The sequence below is a fragment of the Bradyrhizobium sp. Crot121 genome (genome assembly GCF_059512385.1).
Map to the genome: position 1 here is coordinate 12722 of NZ_JCAMOR010000032.1, position 22002 is coordinate 34723.

A 22002-nucleotide genomic window follows, 5' to 3' on the forward strand; every position below is an offset into this window, starting at 1 on the left:
AGCTTAAGGCGTTTTCGATGAACATGGTTCTTCCCAGCGCGATCTCCGCGACACCGAACGGCACCACGCGTCCGCAAGTCCGTATCGTCATCGTCGGCCATGTCGATCATGGCAAATCCACCCTCGTCGGCCGCCTCTTGCACGAGACCGGCAGCTTGCCCGACGGCAAGCTCGAAATGCTGAAGGCCGTCAGCGCGCGGCGCGGCATGCCGTTCGAATGGTCGTTCCTGTTGGATGCGCTGCAGACCGAGCGCGACCAGGGCATCACCATCGACACCACGCAGATCCGCTTCCGCACCCGCTCGCGCGACGTGGTGCTGATCGACGCGCCCGGCCACGCCGAATTCCTCCGCAACATGATCACCGGCGCCTCGCAGGCCGACGGCGCCGTGCTGATCATCGACGCCCTGGAGGGCGTGCGCGACCAGACGCGGCGGCACGGCTATCTGCTGCATCTGCTCGGCATCAAGCAGGTCGCGGTCGTCGTCAACAAGATGGATCGGGTTGATTTCAGTGCCGAGCGCTTCGGCGAAATCAGCGACGAGATATCGGCGCACCTGACCGGTCTTGGCGTGAAGCCATCGGCGGTGATCCCGATCTCCGCGCGCGACGGCGATGGCGTCGCCGAGCACACGGCGCGGATCGCCTGGTACAAGGGGCCGAGTGTCGTCGAGGCGCTGGACGAACTGGAGCCAGCACGGCCGGCGGAAACCCTGCCGCTGCGGCTGCCGGTGCAGGCGATCTACAAATTCGACGACCGCCGCATCGTCGCCGGCCGCATCGAATCCGGCAGCCTGAAGGCCGGCGACGAGATCGTGATCATGCCGGCCGGCAAGATCGCCATGATCAAGACGGTCGAGAGCTGGCCGGTCACGCCGCTTCAAGGGCCGCAAACGGCCGGCCGCTCGGTCGGCATCACGCTCGATCGCGAACTCTTCATCGAGCGCGGCGACGTCATCGGCCATGTCGGCGCGAGCCCGCGCGACACCCGCCGCATCCATGCCCGGATCTTCTGGCTGCACGACAAGCCATTGTCGAAGGGCGACCAGATCCTGATCCGGCTCGGCACCCGCGAGACCCGCGCCAGCGTGGTCGCGATCGACAAGGCGGTCGATCCCGGCGCGCTCTCCAACGAGGAAACCAATTCGATCGCGCGCAACCATGTCGGCGAGATCGACATCTCGCTGGCGCAGCCGATTGCCGCCGATCCTTACAGCGAAAGCCCGCGGACCGGGCGGCTGGTGATCGAGGTGAACGGGCGCATCGCCGGCGGCGGCCTCGTGCTGTCGGTCGATGCCGGCCAGCGCGCTGTGCCGGTCGATATCGTGCCGGTTGAGTCCGCCTTGCGCGCCGACGAGCGGTCGGCCCGCTATCGTCACGGCGGCGCCGTGCTCTGGTTCACGGGGTTGCCCGGTTCCGGCAAATCGACATTGGCGCTCGCGCTGGAGCGGCGGCTGTTCACCAACGGCGGCTCGCCGATCCTGCTCGACGGCGACACCTTGCGGGCCGGCCTCAACAGCGATCTCGGCTTCTCGCACGCCGATCGCAGCGAAAATATCCGCCGTCTCGCGGAGATCGCCACGCATCTTGCGCGCAACGGCCATATCGCGATCGTCGCCGCGGTCTCACCCGCAGCCTCCGACCGAGCTGCGGCGCGCCGCATCGCCGACAGCGCGTTCCGCGAGATCTATGTCGCGACGCCTGCGGAAATCTGCGAAAGTCGCGATCCCAAGGGCCATTACGCCAAGGCCCGCGCCGGCGGCCTGCCCTCCTTCACCGGCATCACCAATGATTACGAGCCGCCGGCGGGCAACGAACTGACGATCGATACCTCGCGCCGGACAGTCGCCGACGCCGTCGACGAGATCGAAAGGATGCTGGCCCAGACCGGCATCCTGTTCGAGGAAGTCGCCGACCTCGCCGCGAATATTTAGAGCGGGATGCTTTATTGCTTGTATTCGGTGGTGACCACAAACTCCGACCTCTCCCAACGGGAGAGGTCGGCGCGAAGCGCCGGGTGAGGGGTTACGGTCCCTCGTTAGAGCTGCGGCCCCTCACCCGATTTGCTGCGCAAATCGACCTCTCCCCGTCGGGGTGGGCACCTGCGACGCGACGCCTACCCATCCCATCGCATCATGTTTTAGGCGGCCTGGCCCGCTCCTTTGGTAGGACACCAAGCCCCGCAGGGGGCCTTCTCATGGCCGCGGCTTTAGCGTTAAAAGGGCGTTGAACCGCCCGCCTTTTGGCGTGTTTTTTGCTGTTTTCGTTCCGAAAACAGTACGTAGCCGCCATTTCTCTTAGAAAGCCCAACATGACGCGTGTCGAAGCCCACGGATTGAAGATCGCCCCTGTCCTGTTCGATTTCATCGCCAAGGAGGCGACCCCCAATACCGGGATCGCGCCCGACGCCTTCTGGGCCGGGCTTGCCGCCATCATCGCAAAACTGGGGCCGAAAAACCGCGAATTGCTTGCCTTCCGCGACACGCTGCAGGCCAAGATCGACGATTGGCACCGTGCGCACAAGGGCAAGGCGTTCGACATCGACGCCTATACCGCTTTCCTGAAGGAAATCGGCTATCTGCTCCCGGAGCCGCCGACCAGGCAGGTCGAGACCGCCAATGTCGACGAAGAGATCGGCAAGATCTGCGGTCCGCAGCTCGTGGTGCCCCTGACCAATGCGCGCTATGCGCTGAATGCGGCGAATGCGCGCTGGGGCAGCCTCTATGACGCCTTCTACGGCACCGACGCGATCCCACACGACCCGAGCGAAGCTGGCCGGGGCTACAACAAGGCGCGCGGCGACAAGGTGATCGCGAAGGCCAAGGCGTTCCTGGATTCGGCCGCGCCGCTCGCGACCGGAAGCCATGCCGACGTCACCTCCTACAGCGTCAGCGGCGGCAAGCTCGCGGTGAAGCTGAAGAACGGCAGCACCACCGCACTGAAGTCAGCCGCGCAGTTCGCGGGCTATCAGGGCGATGCGGCCGCGCCGAGCGCCGTGCTGCTCGTCAACAACGGCCTGCACATCGACGTCACGATCGACCGCAATCATCCGATCGGCAAGGACGATCCGGCCGGGGTCGCCGACATGATCCTGGAGGCGGCGGTCTCCACCATCCTCGACATGGAAGACAGCGTCGCGGCTGTCGATGCCGAGGACAAGGTGCTGGTCTATCGCAACACGCTTGGTCTGATGACCGGCACGCTATCGGCCGATTTCGAGAAGGGCGGCAAGACGTTGACGCGCTCGCTCAATGCCGACCGCGTCTACAAGACGCCCGACGGCAAGGATCTCACGCTGCACGGCCGCAGCCTGCTTCTGATGCGCAATGTCGGCCATCACATGTTCACCGACGCCGTGCTCGATGCAAAGGGCGAGGAAATTCCGGAAGGGATCCTCGATGCCGCTGTCTCCGGCCTGCTCGCTATCCATGATCTCAAGGGCAAGTCGAAGATCAAGAACAGCCGCACCGGGTCGGTTTATATCGTCAAGCCGAAGATGCACGGTCCCGATGAAATCGCACTGACCTGCGAATTGTTCGGTGAGGTCGAGAAGCTGCTCGCGCTGCCGGAGAACACACTCAAGGTCGGCATCATGGACGAGGAGCGCCGCACCACCGTCAACCTCAAGGCCTGCATCCAGAATGCGGCCAAGCGCGTGATGTTCATCAACACCGGCTTCCTCGACCGCACCGGCGACGAGATCCACACCTCGATGGAAGCGGGTCCGATGATCCGCAAGAACGACATGAAGGCGCAGCCCTGGATCAAGGCCTATGAGGACTGGAATGTCGACACCGGCCTCGTCGACGGCCTGCCCGGCCATGCGCAGATCGGCAAGGGCATGTGGGCCGCGCCCGACAAGATGGCCGACATGCTGGCGCAGAAGATCGGCCATCCGCAGGCCGGCGCCACCACCGCCTGGGTGCCCTCGCCGACCGCCGCGACGCTGCACGCGCTGCACTATCACCAGGTCAACGTGATCGCGCGCCAGCAGGAGCTGGCCAAAGGCGGGCCGCGCGCGAAGCTCTCCGACATCCTCACCATTCCGGTGTCGCAGTCGAACTGGGCGCCGGATGACGTCAAGCAGGAGATCGACAACAACTGCCAGGGCATCCTGGGCTATGTCGTGCGCTGGATCGACCAGGGCGTCGGCTGCTCCAAGGTGCCGGACATTCACGACGTAGGCCTGATGGAAGATCGCGCCACCTTGCGCATCTCCAGCCAGCATCTGGCGAACTGGCTGCACCAGGGCGTCATCACCAGGGATCAGGTGATGGAGTCGCTGAAGCGCATGGCTGTGGTCGTGGACGGCCAGAACAAGGGCGATCCGCTCTACAGGCCGATGGCGCCCTCCTTCGACGGCGTCGCCTTCAAGGCCGCCTGCGACCTGATCTTCAAGGGCCGCGAGCAGCCGAACGGCTACACCGAATTCATCCTCACTGCCCGCCGCCGCGAAGCGAAGGCCGCCGGCTGATCTGACTCACAAGGTTGCACGTCACGATGCCGCACGATTTCAGGGAACCCGTGCGGCATCAAATCCGTTTCAACGCCATTAACTGAAGCATCGGAGAGATGGCAATGGATTGGAACCGGATCGAGGGCAACTGGAAGCAGTTCAAGGGCGCCGCCAAGGAGAAATGGGGCAAGCTCACCGATGACGATCTCAACGTGATCGAAGGCCGCCGCGAGCAGCTCGAAGGCAAGCTGCAGCAGCGCTACGGCTTCGCCAAGGACCAGATCCACAAGGATGTGGACGACTGGTTCCGGAGCCTGCGATAGGGCGTTTCGAGCGAAGTGGAGACCGGTTCGCGTGAAGAAAACGGGTCAAAACAAGAATCTAGAGCTTCGACTCTGATTCAATCAGAACCGAAGCTCCAGGCTCTCGCCGCAAAAGCCCCGGCCAACGCCGGGGCTTTTTGCTTGGGGCATTCTCAGAACACCGCGATGTATTTCAACAGCGAGATCACACCCAGGATGATGACGACGACGCGCGCGATCTGCTTGGCGCGCGCATCAAGCGGCAGCAGGTTGATCAGGTAAAGGACGAGGATAACGACCAGAAACGTGACGAGTATGCTGACGAGCATGCGGCCCCCCGGGGACGTCGTGAATGGCGTGTTAGTCTTCTCTTAACTGCCAGATGCCCGCGAGGTTCCAGGTGGGGAACCCGACTTCCCTTGAGAAAAGCTCAGTCATTTCAGCAAGCTCCGTAGATATACGGCAATAGCGCTTCCGGAAATTTTTACCCTTCTTGTTCCAGATGGCGACAGCTTTGGGGGAGCCACATGCTGAATCGCCTTTCTGTATCCGCGTTGCTGAAGATCGTTATCCTGAGCACTGCATTTTGCATCATCGTCGGTTTCTCGCTGAACGCGTGGGATAGCTGGGGCCGGCTGCAGGTAGCGGGCCGAATTTCGACGATCGCCGATGTCTCAGCCAATCTTTTCAAGGCGATGCACAGTCTGCGGACCGATCGTTCTTCCACCAACCGCGTTCTGACCGGCGCGTCTCCGCTGGACAGCGGAATAGAGAAGTACCTCCGCGATCTCCGCGATGCCGAAATGCTGGCGATGGCGAACGGGCTCGCCCGGCTCAAGACCATGGACTTCGCCCAGCAGAAGACCTTGGTGCCGGAGTTCGAGCGGCAGTTCTCGCTGCTGACCGCCCAGCAGACGGAATCTTGGCAGGAGATGGCCAAGCCGAAGGAAGCGCGCCGCGCCGAACTGGCGAAGGAGTATCAGGCGACGACGCTGGCGCTGCTCGATGTGCTCGACAAATTGTCGGGAACGCTTGCCGCCGATGTCAATCATCAGGACGCCGTGATCGACCAATTGCTCAACATCAAGCAGACCGCCTGGCTGTTGCGCAACACCGCCGGCGAAGCCTCCGCGCTGGTATCGGACGCACTTGGTGCAGGCCGTATCGCGCCGGAAACCCGCCTCCGTTACATCAAATTCGTCGGCGGCATCGATGCCGCCTGGAAGGCGCTCGAGGTGTCGACCTCAGGCATGCAATTGCCGCCGAAGCTTGCGGCCGCGATCCCCGCCTCCGAGACCGCTTATTTCGAGCCGGAGTATCAAAGCCTGCGCGACCGGCTGGTGGCGGCGCTGGCCAATGGCGAGAAGCCCGAGATGACCGCGAACCAGTGGAGCCCGGTCACCGTCGGCCGGATGGGGACGGCGGTGGCGGTCGCTGAAGCAGCGCTCGATGCGGCAAAGGATCACGCCGCAGCCCAATACGCCCTGGCGCAGCGCTCGCTGATTACACAGCTTGCGCTGCTCGCCGGTGCGATCACGCTCACCGTCGGCGCCATGATCGCGATCGGCCGCCGCGTCATCACGCCGCTGCACAACATCCGCGATGCCATGCTGAAAGTCGCCTCCGGCAACCTCGACGTCGATAGCGGCTATGGCGGGCGCAAGGACGAGATCGGCGCGCTTGCCGGTGCGCTCGAAACCTTCAAGCAGCAGGCGAAGGACAAGCTTCGCATCGAAGCGCAGGAGCGCGAGCGCAATGCCGGCGCGGCCGCCCGCCAGCAGGCGATCGAGAACCATGTCGGCGAGTTCGAGCATCTGGTGCGCCAGACGCTCGAACAGCTCGGCGATGCCTCCGGCAAGATGCGGGCGACGTCGGCCAACCTTTCCGCCGTGTCGCGCCAGACCAATGCACGGGTCGAGATCGCCGAAAAGGCGTCCGGCGAGGCGTCGATGAGCGTGGAGACGGTCGCGGCGGCTTCCGAGGAATTGAGCGCCTCGATCAACGACATCAGCCAGCAGGCGGCGCATGCAGCCGGTATCGCCAGCCGCGCGGTCAGCCAGGCCCGCAACACCGACGGGACCGTGCAGGGACTGGCGAAATCCGCCGGCCGCATCGGCGAGGTGATCGGCCTCATCAACACCATCGCGGCGCAGACCAACCTGCTGGCACTGAACGCCACCATCGAGGCCGCCCGCGCCGGCGAGGCCGGACGCGGCTTCGCCGTGGTTGCCTCCGAGGTCAAGTCGCTGGCGAGCCAGACCGCGAAGGCGACGGAGGAGATTTCCGAGCAGATCGCCGACATCCAGAAGGTCGCGGGCGAGGCCATCGACGCCATTAATGGCATCGGCAGCATCATCGGCGAGGTCAACGAGGTCGCGACCGCGATTGCCGCCGCGGTGCAGGAACAGGGCGCCGCGACCCAGGAGATCACGCGCAGCACACAATTCGCCGCCCAGGGCACCAAGAACGTGTCCGAGAACATCACCGGCGTGAAGGCCGATGCGGACTCCGCGGCCGGCGCCGCCGAGGACGTTCGCCTCGCCTCGGAGACGCTGGAGACGCAAAGCCGCGGGCTCGGCGACCAGGTCACCGATTTCCTCGGCAAGATCCGCGCCGCTTAGTTCTGCTTACTCCCGCGCCATGACCGGCACGCGCCCATATTTGGCGCGGATGCGGTCGGGCGCGGGCGAGAACTGCAGCGAGGCGCCACGCTTGTCGGGGCGGCCCGCGACCATCAGGCCGTTCTCGCCGGCGACGATGTCACCCTTGCGCAAGGTGGGATCATCCTCGATCTTGATCTGCGCCAGCCCGCCGGGATCCTTGCCATTGCAGGTGCACCCCGCCACGAGCTCGTTTCGGTAACGGAACGCGTTCGGCAGTTCCGAATAGGCCTTTCCGTCCTCCGTCTCCGCGCTGTCGATGCTGCTGCCATAGACCAGCTTGGTCTCGCTCGCCGGGCAGAAACTATTGCAGCTCTGCGCGCGGCTGGCATTGTCGGAGTCCGGCAGCGGGAAGTAACGTCCGTCACAGGTACGCACGCAGAACGCCCGCCCCCCGACGCTATCGGCGTGGTCGTAGCTGCGGTCATACGAGCGCGGCCGCCAAACCCGCTGCTGCGCAACGGGCGGGCCGTCGTCGAACGGCGGCCGGATCATCGGAGGCCGGCCGAAGCCGCCGAACAGGAGCGAGAAGAAATCCTGGGCCTGCGCCGCCGGCGCGGCGACGGCAAGCGAGAGCGCCGTCGCGCCGAACATCCATCGCCAACGCGGTATTGGGGCCATCCTCACCTCAGTTCACCGACGACACGTTCAGTCGTATCGCCTGTTGGCCCGATGGCAGCGTGGTCGCCGCGGCTTGCGGACGCGGCGGCGCCGGGCGCACGCTGATCGTGGTCCTGGCATCCGAACCGCGGGCCAGCACCGGCGCGTTCTTGGGCAGCACCACGACCTTGGTGCCGACATTGACGCGGCCAAACAGATCGGTGACGTCCTCATTGGTCATCCGGATGCAGCCGGAAGAGACGAACTTACCGATGGTCGAGGGATCGTTGGTGCCGTGGATGCGGTATTCGCTCGAGCCGAGATACATCGCACGCGCGCCGAGCGGATTGCCGGGACCGCCGGCGATGAACCGCGGCAGATAGGGCTGGCGCTTGATCATCTCGGCCGGCGGATACCAGTCCGGCCATTCCGCTTTGCGGCTGATGCTCTGCACGCCCGACCAGGTGAAGCCTTCGCGGCCGACGCCGACGCCATAGCGGATCGCGCGGCCCTGCCCGAGCACATAGTAGAGCGCGGTGTTGCCGGTATCGATGATGACCGTGCCTGCCGCTTCGCTGGTCGCGAACGGCACCACCGCGCGGCGCAGCCGCTCCGGCAGCACGCCGGCTTCCGCATCCCTTGCCTCGGGCGTCAACGCCGCATCGGACGGAAACGCGCTCTGCCGGATGGGTGCATAGCCCAGCGACTGGGCACCTGCCGAGGTTGAGAGCACGATTGGCGTCACCAGCAGGCTGGCGGCGAAGACAAGCGCGTTAGCCGCGCGCGACGATCGGCGGAATAGAGCGGATGACGGTGTCATGTGCTGCCCCATTGGATACGCATCACGCTGATGCTCTGCCCCAACCAAACGCGCGCCATCGCTTCGCGGTTCCGGCGCGGCCGTGGCGGAGGCGCACCAGTCAAGGACACAAGCGCTCACGATCGCGCGATGGAACCTGACGGCCGGCCCGGAGTTTGCGTCACAATTGATACGCGCCCGTCGCGGGAGAGAACCAGCGTGCATGTCCTTCCCAGTGAGCGTCTCCTGTCCAATGGCGCCGAAGGCACGCCCGCACCCAATGGCCACGCCGAGCTGCCGCCGGTCATCCGCCGCACCGAGCTTGTCGCCCTGTCGCTGGTCGGGCTCCTGATCATCGCCATCGTCGCGGTACTCTATCTGGCCAAGGCGTTCTTCCTGCCGATCACGATGGCCTTCATCGTCGGCACCATGCTGTCGCCGGCGGCAAGCTTCCTCGAGCGCTACCGCGTGCCCCGCGCGATCGGCGCAGTGCTGATCGTCGCCGCCGTCAGCGCTGCCGCTACTTTCACTATCGGGCTCATCTCCGCTCCGGCGATCGAGTGGAGCGCCCGGCTGCCGGAGCTCGCAGCGACACTGAAGGAGAAGATGCACATCTTCGACCGGCCGCTCGGGCTGTGGCAGGAATTGCAGACCATGATCGGTGGCTCCGGGACGCTTGCCCCCTTGCAGTTGCCGAAATTCGAATGGGTGCAGCCGACGCTCGAATTCCTCTCGCCGACCTTTGCCGAATTCCTGCTGTTCATCGCCACCCTGATCCTGTTCATCGCAAGCTGGAAGGACCTGCGGCGGACGCTCGTCATGGCTTTCGGCGATCGCGATTGGCGGCTCCGAACCTTGCGGATCCTGAACGAGATCGAGGGGCACCTCGGCAATTACCTGCTCCTGGTGACCATGATCAATATCGGCGTCGGGATCGGGACCGGGCTCATCTGCGCCGTCACCGGCATGCCCACCCCGGCAGCTCTCGGCGCGCTCGCCGCCACGCTGAACTTCATCCCGATCATCGGGCCGGTTGCGATGTTCGTGGTATTGGTGCTGGTCGGGCTCGTCAGCTTCTCGACCATCAGCGCCGGATTGATCGCGCCGGCCTGCTTTGCGGTGCTGACCTTCCTCGAGGGGCATTTCATCACCCCGACCATCGTCGGCCGAAGACTTGCCCTGAATGCGCTCGCCATTTTCATCGCACTGGCGTTCTGGACCTGGCTGTGGGGCCCGATGGGCGCGTTCCTGGCCTCCCCACTTCTGATCGTCGCGCTGATCCTCAAGGAGCATCTGATGCCGGTCAATTCGCCGCATCTGCCGGAGGAGTGAACTCAATTTTGGCTCGGGAACTTAGTTCCCGACGCCGCGTTTTGCCAAGAAGCAACATTGGTTCGGGAGCTGTTCGATGTCGGCGACAAGCGATTTCGGATTGAAGAACATGACAGACAAAGCAACCTATGAACGCCTGCAGAAGGATGTCGCCAACGTGAAGGATGACATCGCCGCGCTGACCGACCAGATCACCGAGGCGCTCAACTCGTTCGCCGGCAGCGCCAGAAAACAGGCACGCCGCGGCTACGACCAGGCACGCGACCGCGCCGAATCCGCTGTCGGCGACGTCTCGGAGCGCGGCAGCGCGATGATGGACGCCGCGCAGGACGCGTACTCCTCGATCGAGGAGACGCTGGAGGACGCCATCACCCAGCGCCCGCTGGCGACCGTCGGCCTGGCGCTCGGCCTCGGCTTCCTGATCGGCATCGCCTGGCGAAGGTAGCGGCGGACGCGTCCCCATGCTGCAGCGACTGGTCAGTGATGTCAGGGAGCAGGCCGGCAACGCCATGCGGCTGACGTCGCTTGCGGTCGTGATCGCCGCAACTGTGCTCATTGCGCTCGGCTTCATCTGTGCAGCATTCTTCGTCTGGGTGCAGCGGACCTATGGGCCGATCTGGGCCTGCCTTGCCTGCGCCGCGCTCTTCGTCGTGGTCGCGCTGATCGCCGCCGCTCTCTACGTCGCACGCAAGCGGCAGATGCGGCTGCGCGCCGAGGAGATGGCCCGCGCGGCACGCCAATCCCTCCTCACCAACCCCGCGATGATCGCAACCGGCCTGCAACTCGTCCGCACCATCGGCGTGAAACGGCTGGTCCCGATTGTGGCAATCGGCGGGCTGGCGTTCGGGCTGATGGCCAGCCGCGGCGCGGCGAACGATCAACCGCCACCGGACAAGTGACAGGCGTGCCGTCGTCCCGGCCCACGCCGGGACGACGCGGGGTGAGGTCCGGATTCAAATGTCAAACAGCGGAGAGGATGTGAGTCTGCATTCTCGCAGCACGAACTGCCCGAGCTTTGCGTCACTTTCCGCCCTCCTCGAGAGCAGAGGGCGCGGGGAAAGCCGGGTGCCGGTTGCACCCATGGGTCCCGTGCAACAAAAAGCACGGGGGTAGGACCACAGGTTCAACCGAAGCATTCCGGCTTTCCCTGCGCGATGGTGTTACGGTTTCCTTCGCGCTCTCCCCGGTGACCGGGCTTTCTTGCCACCGTCGTCCGCGGCAGCTCTTGCTGCTCGCGCACTTAGCGCCAGCGTCGGGGCGCCAGGACCACACGACTTCGCCGTCCGCTGATGTCACGCTCGTCAGTCGTGATATCAGCGTCCACCGCATCTCACTGCAACGTTCGTGACGATCGCGACCCGCCCCTCATCCGCCGTGAGACGCGCGGAGTTAAATCACTGATTTGCCCGACGGCGAAAGCCGAATATTTTTCACGCGAGGGGTGGACAGACTTTCGGCTGATTTGCCCGTCGAGTTAATTTGTCGCACCGAAATCAACCACATCGTCATTGCGAGCGAAGCGAAGCAATCCATAGCGCCGCTTGTGGAGACCATGGATTGCTTCGCTCCGCTCGCAATGACGGCGTGAGCAGTCGGCCGATCTCCCGATCGATCACAAACAAATCATCGCAAGCCTTCTGGATAGCGTCACAGTGCTGCGTTAGTCCGAGGCCGCCTGACATTCCAATCCGCAGGATTGCCCGATGATCCGTTTTGCCACCCTGTTCGGTCTCGCATTGACCACCGTTGTGAGCCTGAGTTCACCGGCGCCCGCCGCCGATGACGGGCCGGCCTATGGTTCGGAATTGCAGGGCTTCGAATACCCCTTCCCGGTTGATCGCTACCGGTTCTCGTCGCAGGGCCAGGACCTGGAGATGGCTTATCTCGACGTCAAACCGTCGAACCCGAACGGCCGCACCGTCGTGATGCTGCATGGAAAGAATTTCTGTGCCGCCACCTGGGAAGGCTCGATCAAGGCGCTGACGGCGGCCGGCTATCGGGTGATCGCGCCCGACCAGATCGGGTTCTGCAAATCCAGCAAGCCCGAGCGCTATCAGTTCACGTTCCACCAGCTCGCGGGCAACACCCGCGCGCTATTGGCGTCACTCGGCATCGAGCGTTCGGTGATCATGGGCCATTCGACCGGCGGCTTGCTGGCGATGCGCTACGCGCTGATGTATCCGGCGGCCGTCGATCAGCTCGTGCTGGTCGATCCGATCGGGCTGGAGGACTGGGCAGCCAAGGGCGTGCCGTGGCTCAGCCTCGACGGCTGGAACGAACGCGAGAAGCGCGTGACCGCCGACACCATTCGCGCCTACGAGCGCGCGACTTATTATGCCAACACCTGGGACGCGTCATACGAACCCTGGGTGCAGATGCTGGCCGGCATGTATCGCGGTCCCGGACGCGAGGCGGTGGCATCGAGTTCGGCGCGGCTCTACGACATGATCGCGACCCAGCCGGTGTTCTACGAATTCGAGCGCATCACCGCGCCAGTGCTGCTCCTGATCGGCGACAAAGACACCACCGCCATCGGCAAGGACCTCGCGCCGCCGGACGTTCGCCCCAAGCTCGGCAATTATCCCGTGCTCGGCAAGGAAGCCGCCAAGCGCTTCCCGCACGTGCAACTGATCGAATTCCCCGATCTCGGCCATGCGCCGCAGATCCAGGCGCCGACTCGATTCCACGAGGCGGTGCTTGGGTGGCTGCAGCATCCGGAGACGGGGGCGATGGTGACGAAGTAACGGGAAGCAGGATTGGCGCTGGTCAGCGAGCCATCGCGCTTCACTGGATGCACCACCAGCGTTCGCGCGAGGTTGTCAGCTCATTATGCCGAAAGCGGCACATGGCTATAAAGCCGAGGCGCCGAAGGTCCGTCGCGAGCGAGACCGCTTCAATCGGAAGAGCCGAACGGCGATCTCTTCTACTCACCGTCGTCCGTATAGCTGCACACCCAGACGCCCTTCTCGGGATCCCAATGGCAATATCGCGCCGGCTGACCGCTCCGCGCGAGGCTGACCAAGACCATCCGGGTTTTTGCAGCTTCGCTCAGACCCCTCAATGGATTTTTCACGTCGGTTTGTTTCGTGTAGCCGAGGCGCCTTGCCGCTCTGGGGCTCCGCGGGATCGGCGGTTGATGGTCCGTACGATTGTCAGGCATCGAAGGTCTCCGCTGGCTAGGTTAACCGCTCATTTGAGAGATTCACTTACGGCAAGTCCTATCTGCGCCGCGAGGTGAGCGTTCTCGGCCGGCGTCGAGAGCTGTCGGTTTCGCGCGACTCTCGTGTTATTGCGCGCGTGACTTGCCGTGGCCGTACTGGAAACACCTTCGGCCAGGGGTCCGAACGTTATCGTGAGGTCTTGCGTCCGATCTCGTCCCGCCGAAAGAAACGTTCCGGACGTGTTGGCGGTGAACTCGACGAGCTTCCATGCGGGCGTAGCGCTTCCGTTCGAGACGATCTCGAACTTGACTTCGTGCTGGATGACGTTCGTGGCGCTCTTGCTGTTTTGATAGGGGATGATGTTGGTGAGGTTCGGCAACAAGGCCGCATGGAGCCAGTCATAGAGCTTCAAATCGCTCTCGATGAATAAAGTCGCCTTGGGCGGCTGGTCGTCGATGCATGGAAGGTTCATGGAGGGGTAGCCACTGGCCAATTCCTCCACCGTGAAGAACATGTTGAGTTTATCCGTGCGCGTCGCGGTCGAGTTCAAGCTGCCTCCGAGCCCCGCCACGAACGACTGCGAGTTGCTCCAACTCCTGATGAACGAGACCCCCGGCGACACGCCGCTACTTTCGGCGACGTTCAAATTCAGGGTGACCTGAACGCCCCACCCGTGCTCGAACCATTCGAGGTGTTGGATTTGAATAGGTGGAGCGGCGGGGTCGGGCTTGTAAACCACCGGACGGTGCTTGTCCTCATAAAGAACCCTCTGCACCGCTCGCCGAAGTTCGCAGAGGACCTGGGACGAGATCTGCTCGACCTTGTCCGCGGCATCCTTAGGCGTTCCCCAGAATTCCTGAATGTCGGGCACCACTGTCCCGCATCCGGCGAGAACAATGCCGATCAGAGGCGCAAAACGGCCCTTCGTTGACAAAGTATGCCCCCGTTCGAAATGAACACGCTGAAATTTCTCATAAGGCTAGTCGAAGAAAGCTTGATCCAATTACGATCCAGCCCCGCCCGCAATACCTATGGTTGCATCATAAGCCGAATTGTTTCTTGTGTTGCGAGAGGATCACAACCCAACCGCGTTTTTCGCGACTTCTGCACCGGGCCAGAGCGATCGAGAATTGGGCCAAGAACGCTGCCTTATCGGTGATACGTACGCCGCGACGATCGCCTGTTGGTGGCAAAGACAGAGAGCATACCAACGCCAATCTGGAAGCGTTGCATCGCACCCCGGTCACTGACGAAGAATTGCGGCTGGCGGATGGAAGGAATATGTTGGCCTTATAAATGACGCAGCCGCCCATCGTAAGGCGAGGCTCGGCAGGAAGACCTTACGGCGGATGGTTTGCCTACCCGCACCGGAGGTCACGTCATGTCCATCGCTCCCACACTGCAAAAATACCTCGCCGCTGAAAACATCCAATACGAGGAGATCCAGCACGAGCCGAGCATGTCGTCCACTCGCACGGCCGAAGCATGCCATATCTCGGGCGACCGTCTTGCCAAAGGCATCGTGCTGCGACGCGACGGCGAATATATCCTCGCCGTCGTGCCGGCATCGCACCACCTCCGCCTGTCGGAACTGCGGGCGACACTCGGTGATCATGTCGATATGGCGAATGAAGCCGAAATCAATCGACTGTTCCGCGACTGCGCACTCGGCGCCGTTCCGGCCATTGGCAAGTGCTATGGGCTCGATATTATTGTCGACGATAGCATCGAGACACAGCCGGAAATCTATATGGAAGCCGGCGATCACGAGACCCTGCTTCATCTCACGCATGAGCAGTTTGCGCGCCTGACGGCGAACGCACCGCATGGGCGCTTTAGCGCGCACGACTGAGGATTGGTCGCGCGCATCAAGTGCACCTGAAATCCAGCAATGGAGGTCCGCCATGAAAGTCAAAGACGTGATGCACAAGGGCGTCGACTGGGTCAGCCCCGACACCCCCGTCACCGAACTCGCGAAATTGATGCGGGGGCACGACATCGGCTGCATTCCGATCGGAGAGGACGATCGGCTGATCGGGATGGTGACCGACCGCGATATCGTCTGCAAAGGGCTTGCGAGCAACGACTTCGATGCGCGTCGCGCGACGGCGCGCGATGTCATGACCGAAGGCATCCATTGCTGCCGCGAGGACGATGACCTCGCAAAGGCGATGCATCACATGGAGAAGCTGCAGGTCCGCAGGCTGCCGGTGATCAACAAGAGCAAGCGGATGGTCGGCATCCTCAGTCTCGGCGATGTCAGCCATTCCACGTCTGGCGACAATCTCCTGTCCGAATGCGTCAGGAGCGTCTCGGCTCATCACTGAGGCGTGGCCAGCGTGACAACCGCCAAGCCGCCGCCAAAGGCTGGAGGTGCGGCAGCGTCTTGCTTTGACCGGGGAGTGGTGCCCAGGGAGGGAATCACGGGGTCCGCGCGAGCTCCGGTCCACAATCGCGGATTGGGCGGACAAGTTGTGGACCTGTAGCCCAGGGATTTAGCTCCGATTTCTATCGCCCCCCACAGTGGCGAAGTGGCACCATATCGTTGCTTTGACACGTGCAGCGTAGTTGCGGGCCGCCCTGCTCAACGACCGTATGGTACGCCAAGCCTCCGTGGCTTCTAACCAAGCTTTCGCTTGCTGGAACCTGACATAGACCCAAGCAAATGCGGGGATCTTCATTAATTTGTCTCGGGTGAGACTGAATAGACGCTCTACCAGCACGAGCTTTAACAGCTCGCCCGTGATCAATGTTAAAGCGCTGCTCAGAAACTGCCCCGTCGCGGCTAGATATGCGGCGAGAGGCTTAACAGGTTCCAGAAGAATCACAGGAACTGAAAAGAGTGCAAGCGATGGGTAAGGCGGTAACGACCTGATCCAAGCCCGTAGTCGTCTCAACGGAACGTGGTCAGCGATCCAGTTTGAGATCGGCTTGGCCAGCGCCAAAAACGCCGCATCCACCAGGAAATACACGGCGGCGAAGACGTAAGTAACCGGCCTAAGGATTCTGTTCACAGTCGACCTCTGCGAATCAGACGATCTTCGCAAAGCAAAGTCGGGAACGCTAAAATAGTTTCTTACCAGCAACCGGTTATTCTACCCAGGCCAGGAGCTTTTCACGTGTCCTTTCCAATGGAGGCGCCCTCTTCTGCTCGCTCGCGTTCGGATCTTCGTCCTATTGTTTGTTCGACGGGCAGTTCCTTTACCTGCGCGATCGGTCGCCGAAACTGGACCGAGGAAAATCACTGGCCGCTCTCAGGACTCCCCTTGCCGCTCAGGCTCGGCCTAGCCGTGCTCGGCGGGTCAATGGATGACGGCCGAGACAGTCATCACGATCCGGCAACGTTTCTAGGCGGTGGCGACTACACGTAGTTCGGTGGCAGTGTATTGTGGATGTGGCATGCCGCTACCGCAGCATGACCCAGTGCGACCGATATCTGGTGCAGGTCACTGACGACGTCACCAATTCCGTACAGTCCCTGGACCGTGCTCTGCTGTTTTTGGTCCACGATCAGAAACCCTTCCGCCGTATGATCCGCGCCCACCGCAAGTGACAGGGCGGATCGGACCTCGCTGCCCATCGCAGGATAGATAACATCGAACCCGACTGAGGTGCCATCGATCAGCCGAGCCGCTAATCGACCATCGACTTTTTTAAGCTGAGCGAGTGGCGCAGTGGTGGCAATTGTTGCCTGCTTCAGCTTCATCTCCAGCCCGTCCTCACGCGCGTCATCGGTCGGAACGAGGACTACATCAGTGGTGAAAGTACGAAGGAAAAGCGCCTTGCTCGCTGCATGCGCAAGCGGGCCGATCACCCCTATCCTTTTCGCGCGCGCCTCGAACGCGTCGCATATCGGACAATAGCGCAGCAGACCTTCCTCTACCGCGCTGGCCCAATCCTTCATCGGAGGCTGCCGATCGACGATACCGGTCGCGAGAACGACTTTCGACACCAGGATATTCGCGCGACCGACCGTGGCAGTAAAGCCGCTGCCGGCTCGCGCAAGTGCCTCGACCTTGCCGTCGATCAGCCGAACACCGAGCGCGGCCACCTGCTCTCTCATGCGCGCAAGCAATTCGGCACCGGAAATTCCGTGTGCGAATCCCGGAAAATTGTGGCTTTTCGGAATCAGTGCCGCCCGAGACTCACCGGAATCGACAACCAGAACCTTTCGCTCGAATCGCGCAAGGTAGATCGCGGACACGAGACCCGCTGGCCCGGCACCGATAACCAAGACCTCAACATCTTCAGGCATCTGCGATTAACCCGTTCGCACCGATGAGGTTCTTACACGCTGGAGAATTGGTTTTCAGGAACGGCCTCAAGCCTGGGCCGTTTACCAACTGCCTGAAGCAGACAGTTGAAGAGGCCTTACCGGCGAACCCCAGCCCGTTCGAGGAGGAGCGTGCCGAGGGCTCGCATGACATCGCCGAGGGATGGCTCAAGAAACAATAGCGCCACAAACAGCCGCCAGTTGTCGCCAACTGACGCTTTCGGTCGCCGAATACACAAACATTTGCGGCGCCTGGATCCAGAGCTGCAGTTCACGAGCGCGACCACAATATCCGGTCTGCCCCGGACAGCCGATATGATGACGGATTCAAACGTTATTCGGCTCAGGGCCAATTGGCGACCACGCCCGACCCGTCAATCCACGACAAGAGCGAGCGCCGACGTCGGATTAACGCGGCACCAGTCCGGCGGCCTTCAGGGCCGCCGTGATGATCGGGCCAGGTGCAACGCGCGGCGGCGTGCCGGGCAGCGCGATGGGAAACTCCGGAACCGGGAGACCTGCGGCTTTAAAGGCCGCCGCGATGATGGTGTTGGGGTCGAGCGGCGGACGCATCTGCTGGGCTCGATCATTAGCAGTTGAGGCGCCGCCTGAACCGTGCGTGCCCTCGGCACCTGCTGCAGCAATGAGCAGGGCGTGGTCATCAGTTGGCATCTGAATGGTGGCTGACGTCGGCGCGGCACGGGGCATTTCAACCGGAGATTCATGCAAACCCCAGAAGCGAGAGATGTGATGCGTAGAGGAAATTCCCACATCCAGGAAAAATGCACCGGCAAAGCTGCAACTCTCTTCCATCTTCGTCGCGATCGGCACACCGTGGCCCATGCCGCGGATGGAAAACGCCTCGATCAGTGGCTCACCATTTGCGTCGCTCCATACGCGCCGATTGTGGCTCTCGAGGAATTCTTGATGCGAGGGGCTGTCCGAAAGCCCATGCACGCTGGTCCATTGCCGAATAATGTCTTCACCGTTGGACGGCTTCACGATCGGGTCGCGGGAGCCATGCCATACCGAGATCTTCGGCCACGGCCCGGAATGTCTGGATGCTGCCCGCACGCGATCGCCAAGCGCCTGCGTGGCATGTCCGTGCTCGGTAAACATGGCCTCAAATGCTTGTTGAACGTTGCTGGCGCATCCATAGGGCAACCCGGCGATGATGGCGCCGCCGGCAATAACCTCTGGATAGGTCGCGAGCATAACAGAAGCCATAGCGCCACCGGCAGAGAGGCCGGTCACGAATACTTTGCCCCGATCGCCCGCAAATCTCATCAGGGCATGCTCGATCATTTCCCTGATCGAAAGCGCCTCGCCATGACCGCGCGCGATGTCGCCCGGCAAGAACCACGAGAAACAATTCTTCGGATTGTTGGTGGGCTGCTGCTGCGGATAGACGACCGCGAAGCCGAGCCTATCGGCGAGCGATGACCAGCCGGTACCGTGATCATACTCGGCGGAGGTTTGGGTGCAGCCATGTAGCGCGATGACCACGGGCCTATTGGGCGGAAGGTCCTCAGGCGCGTAGGCAAACATACGGAGATTGCCGGGATTTGCTCCAAACCCGGTCAGTTCTCGCAGCCGTGTCGGGCGGCGGGCGCCCCGCGAATGGACGCCGCGTTCTTTCTGGCCGCCGCAAGAAGACCTTCGAATTTACTGCGAAACTCCTCGCGCATCGGTGCACACCTATGCCAATCACAGGAGATTGTGTGCACCGCAACATTGCAGGCGTCGGAAGCAGAGTCAAGACCGCGGCCGCCAGCTCGCCATCCCGAGCAGACTACGAAAGCCTCAGATCGCCGCTTGCGACACGCGGTCGAAGAAATACAGCCGCTCGGGATTCAGCGCGAGGCGAAGCCGGTCGTGGACTTTCGCTTTGACGATCGGCTCCGAGGCAGAACCACGAACGACCCTCCTCGCTGTTGGTGCGACTAGCCGCTTTGATAGCTTTGACGAAGCCTTCCGGTGTTGGTCGTGCGGTCCACGCTGGCGTAAGCAGGCCAGCCTTGCACGCCCATATTGATCTTGGCATTGATCTTGGCCCAACGGGTCGCGCCAGCAACGGGATGCTTCGCTATGCGCCTATCACCACCACCCGCTGTTCCAGCCCACCCCTACGCTCGGGCCAAATCCCACGCTCACGCCCCATCCTGGGCGCGCGCCCCATCCCCACCCCGGGCTCGCGCCCCATCCCCACCCCGGGCTCGCGCCCCAGCCCCATCCTGGGCTCGCGCCCCACGCCGGGCCCGCAGACCACGCCGGTCGTGGGCTCCAGGCATAGGCGCCGCGCCATCCCGGACCCCACGCCCGGCGCGGAGCCCAAGCGTTGGCGCTGCGCCATCCCGGACGCGACACGCGGCGCGGATTCCAAGCGTGGGCGGCACGCCATCGCGGACCCGAGTGCCGGGCGCTGTGGCGCGGGCCGCTGGTCCAGCGCGCCTGCTGGATCCTTGAAGTTTGCAAGACGATCTCGTTCGCCTTTGTGATCCGATTTGGCATTGCGGAAGCCGCCGTCGAGGTGAGAGCGACACCACCAAGCGCGGCGAAGGCAACAGCAGCAATTTTCAGTCTCATGGATGATCTCCTTCCTTGAGACTACCGAAACGTGTTGCTCGTTCGGTTGTTGCTAAAAGCGCGAGCAGAAGTTTCGATTTGAGCTGCGAAGTTCCCTCCGGCAGCCGCCTAGCGCCTCGAAACGGTGTCCCAGCTCTCGCCGAATGTCGGTTGAGGGTCCAGATGCTGACGTTAAGTGCCGCCGGATCCTTGCCTTCGATCTGCATCTGAAAAGCGGGCGGTGGCGGCTCCAGCGGCCGGGTTCAAGAGCTGTCGATCGGCCCGCTGCAGCGCAACAAGGCGATGAAGCTTCAGACGCAACCTTTCGATGAAAGACTTGGATTTCGCAGACTTGGATTTTCGCAGAGTGGATCGATGCGTTTCCTTCTAGTGCGATAAGAGTACGGGAATTTCGATCCTCCCGTTGAAGACGTCTCGCGTTGCGCTGCCGAGCATCAGCTCGCGCTCGAATCCATGTGCGAACGCGCCCATCACCAGCAGATCCGCGTCTGCTTGCTGCGCATAGGCCAGAAGGGTCGCGCCAATGTTCAGGGTCTCACGCTGGATCGTGCTGAATTTGGCATCAACCTGCCACCGCGCCAGATAGCGGCAGAGTGCGTGTCCGGAATGAGGTATCGGAAACAGCTTGTCGTCAATGACCGATACGACGAGCACCTCACGCGCCTCAGCGAGAAGGGGCAAGGCGTCGTGCACTGCACGAACTGCCGAGCGTGTTCCGTCCCATGCAACGACAATCCGGTCTTTTGCGACTACAGGAGTGTTTGGTGGCACGAAGACAATTGGCCGACCACTCGCAAACAGGGCGGCCTCGACCAGTTCTTTGCGAGGCGCATCAAGTGGTCCGCGCACATCGATCACCAGGACGTCGTGCACCTGGGTGCAATGGATCATTCGTTCGCGAAGCGAGACGGACTGGTTTTCGGCCAGCAGAATGTCACACGATACGTTTGCAGCCGTCGCAGCGGACTGAACAAGCTCCGCCGTTTGTGCCACCCGTTCACTTGACGTTGCTGACCTGGCGGCAGGACTCCCGACTTGCCGAATGTCCGGTTCAGGCAGCGAGTCGCGGAGGTCGGTCTCCACATCTGCAATCAATGCAGATAGATGCGCGCCATACATGCGAGCCAGGGCGATCGCACAATGCGCTCCGCTCGAGAGGTCATCTCTGCGCGACGGAGACAGGAAAACGAGTATGTCCTTCATGTTCCACCACCATACAGCTCAAGAGATCCGCATTCATTGGCGCACGTGATCAATTGTCCTCAGGCTGCCGGCTCCCAATTGTCCACCTGCAATGCGACGGGATCGTGTTGAGTGTCCCTTCCCGCCGGCCGGTTCCGCAACCTCTTCTCGCGAAGCGGGATGATGATCGCCGGTGGCGACGTTGACGCAAATGTCGCAGGCCGTGCAGCGCGTCGATGACCTCGATCATTCGGCGGCCTCCGCATAGGCAAGATCGGCACGCGGACGCACCGAGCTCCAGACCTCGTCGAGACCGCCGGCCGTGATGTAATGGCGCTCACGCTCGTCCCGAGCCGGAAAATCGTCGCGCCGGTGCATGCCGCGGCTTTCCGCGCTGCGATACATCCAGCGCGCCGTCGCCAGCATCGCTGCGCTTTCCCGCGCACGGAGCACGTCTTCCTGCGTCGCGGCACCCGCTTGCGATACATTGATCCAGAGCGCATCGAGCCGCTCCAGCGAGGCACTGAGACGCTCGGCCTCACGGAAATAGTTCAGCTCATAGGGAAAGAGCTCGTCTTGAACCGCTCTTGCGAGCTCCGCGGGCTTGTACGCCCTTCCGTTGCGCGTCCGAAGCGCCACTGTTCCCACCGA

19 protein-coding genes are annotated in these 22002 nt (G+C 62.7%); 11 read left to right on the forward strand and 8 right to left on the reverse strand.

Translation table 11 applies throughout. From position 1 onward, the window contains the following. The first annotated feature begins 17 nt into the window (after positions 1-17). From cysC to AC5ZGW_RS25350, 3 genes are all read left to right on the forward strand, one after another. Positions 18-1934: an adenylyl-sulfate kinase gene (gene cysC, locus AC5ZGW_RS25340; protein ID WP_130228908.1), complete on the forward strand. Its 1917-nt coding sequence runs from the start codon at positions 18-20 to the stop codon at positions 1932-1934. A gap of 377 nt (positions 1935-2311) precedes the next feature. Beyond that, positions 2312-4474: a malate synthase G gene (locus tag AC5ZGW_RS25345; protein WP_130228909.1), complete on the forward strand. Its 2163-nt coding sequence runs from the start codon at positions 2312-2314 to the stop codon at positions 4472-4474. A gap of 104 nt (positions 4475-4578) precedes the next feature. Beyond that, the gene (locus AC5ZGW_RS25350; protein WP_027579253.1) at positions 4579-4779 is read left to right on the forward strand and encodes a CsbD family protein; all 201 of its coding nucleotides are present in this window, start codon (positions 4579-4581) and stop codon (positions 4777-4779) included. A 152-nt stretch (positions 4780-4931) separates the two neighbouring features. On the opposite strand, the gene AC5ZGW_RS25355 is transcribed toward AC5ZGW_RS25350, so the two are convergent. After that, a complete protein-coding gene (locus tag AC5ZGW_RS25355) occupies positions 4932-5087 on the reverse strand; it encodes a Thivi_2564 family membrane protein (protein WP_130228911.1) in 156 nt (51 codons plus the stop codon). Between the two features lie 198 nt (positions 5088-5285). Here AC5ZGW_RS25355 and AC5ZGW_RS25360 point away from each other — a divergent pair, with 198 nt between their 5' ends. Then, positions 5286-7379 (forward strand): methyl-accepting chemotaxis protein, encoded by a 2094-nt coding sequence (locus AC5ZGW_RS25360; RefSeq protein WP_130228912.1) that lies wholly within the window; start codon positions 5286-5288, stop codon positions 7377-7379. A gap of 6 nt (positions 7380-7385) precedes the next feature. Here AC5ZGW_RS25360 and AC5ZGW_RS25365 read toward each other — a convergent pair whose 3' ends face one another. Next, the gene (locus tag AC5ZGW_RS25365) at positions 7386-8039 is read right to left on the reverse strand and encodes a DUF2865 domain-containing protein (RefSeq protein ID WP_463327365.1); all 654 of its coding nucleotides are present in this window, start codon (positions 8037-8039) and stop codon (positions 7386-7388) included. Between the two features lie 7 nt (positions 8040-8046). Continuing rightward, positions 8047-8838 carry a L,D-transpeptidase gene (locus AC5ZGW_RS25370; protein ID WP_130228913.1) on the reverse strand — a complete coding sequence of 264 codons (792 nt, stop codon included), beginning with the start codon at positions 8836-8838 and terminating at the stop codon, positions 8047-8049. A gap of 198 nt (positions 8839-9036) precedes the next feature. On the opposite strand from AC5ZGW_RS25370, the gene AC5ZGW_RS25375 reads away from it, so the two are divergent. The 4 genes from AC5ZGW_RS25375 (at position 9037) to AC5ZGW_RS25390 (ending at position 12893) form a co-directional block, all read left to right on the forward strand. Beyond that, positions 9037-10149, forward strand: a complete 1113-nt coding sequence (locus AC5ZGW_RS25375; RefSeq protein ID WP_165435474.1) for an AI-2E family transporter — start codon at positions 9037-9039, stop codon at positions 10147-10149. A 76-nt stretch (positions 10150-10225) separates the two neighbouring features. Beyond that, complete coding sequence (locus AC5ZGW_RS25380) at positions 10226-10594, forward strand: ElaB/YgaM/YqjD family protein (RefSeq protein ID WP_028165067.1); 369 nt, start codon at positions 10226-10228, stop codon at positions 10592-10594. Between the two features lie 16 nt (positions 10595-10610). Continuing rightward, positions 10611-11048, forward strand: coding sequence for a phage holin family protein (locus AC5ZGW_RS25385; protein WP_130228915.1), 438 nt, complete (start codon positions 10611-10613; stop codon positions 11046-11048). An 804-nt stretch (positions 11049-11852) separates the two neighbouring features. Further along, positions 11853-12893 (forward strand): alpha/beta fold hydrolase, encoded by a 1041-nt coding sequence (locus AC5ZGW_RS25390; protein WP_130230894.1) that lies wholly within the window; start codon positions 11853-11855, stop codon positions 12891-12893. A gap of 445 nt (positions 12894-13338) precedes the next feature. Here AC5ZGW_RS25390 and AC5ZGW_RS25395 read toward each other — a convergent pair whose 3' ends face one another. Next, entirely contained in the window at positions 13339-14244 is a 906-nt protein-coding gene (locus tag AC5ZGW_RS25395; protein ID WP_474417852.1) for a hypothetical protein, read from the reverse strand. Between the two features lie 447 nt (positions 14245-14691). Here AC5ZGW_RS25395 and AC5ZGW_RS25400 point away from each other — a divergent pair, with 447 nt between their 5' ends. Continuing rightward, on the forward strand, positions 14692-15162 hold the full coding sequence (locus AC5ZGW_RS25400) for an aminoacyl-tRNA deacylase (protein WP_028165041.1): 471 nt from the start codon (positions 14692-14694) through the stop codon (positions 15160-15162). A gap of 52 nt (positions 15163-15214) precedes the next feature. Beyond that, positions 15215-15637, forward strand: coding sequence for a CBS domain-containing protein (locus tag AC5ZGW_RS25405; RefSeq protein WP_130230890.1), 423 nt, complete (start codon positions 15215-15217; stop codon positions 15635-15637). 1034 nt (positions 15638-16671) lie between these two features. Here the strand turns inward: AC5ZGW_RS25405 and AC5ZGW_RS25410 are convergent. Beyond that, entirely contained in the window at positions 16672-17565 is an 894-nt protein-coding gene (locus AC5ZGW_RS25410; protein ID WP_130230886.1) for an NAD(P)/FAD-dependent oxidoreductase, read from the reverse strand. A gap of 426 nt (positions 17566-17991) precedes the next feature. Beyond that, entirely contained in the window at positions 17992-19131 is a 1140-nt protein-coding gene (locus AC5ZGW_RS25415) for an extracellular catalytic domain type 1 short-chain-length polyhydroxyalkanoate depolymerase (RefSeq protein ID WP_130230884.1), read from the reverse strand. A 790-nt stretch (positions 19132-19921) separates the two neighbouring features. On the opposite strand from AC5ZGW_RS25415, the gene AC5ZGW_RS25420 reads away from it, so the two are divergent. Next, positions 19922-20188, forward strand: a complete 267-nt coding sequence (locus AC5ZGW_RS25420; protein ID WP_463327362.1) for a hypothetical protein — start codon at positions 19922-19924, stop codon at positions 20186-20188. A 347-nt stretch (positions 20189-20535) separates the two neighbouring features. Here AC5ZGW_RS25420 and AC5ZGW_RS25425 read toward each other — a convergent pair whose 3' ends face one another. Further along, positions 20536-21372 (reverse strand): universal stress protein, encoded by an 837-nt coding sequence (locus AC5ZGW_RS25425; protein ID WP_496113976.1) that lies wholly within the window; start codon positions 21370-21372, stop codon positions 20536-20538. A 225-nt stretch (positions 21373-21597) separates the two neighbouring features. Further along, complete coding sequence (locus AC5ZGW_RS25430; protein ID WP_245474964.1) at positions 21598-21990, reverse strand: FAD-binding protein; 393 nt, start codon at positions 21988-21990, stop codon at positions 21598-21600. Positions 21991-22002 lie beyond the last annotated feature (12 nt).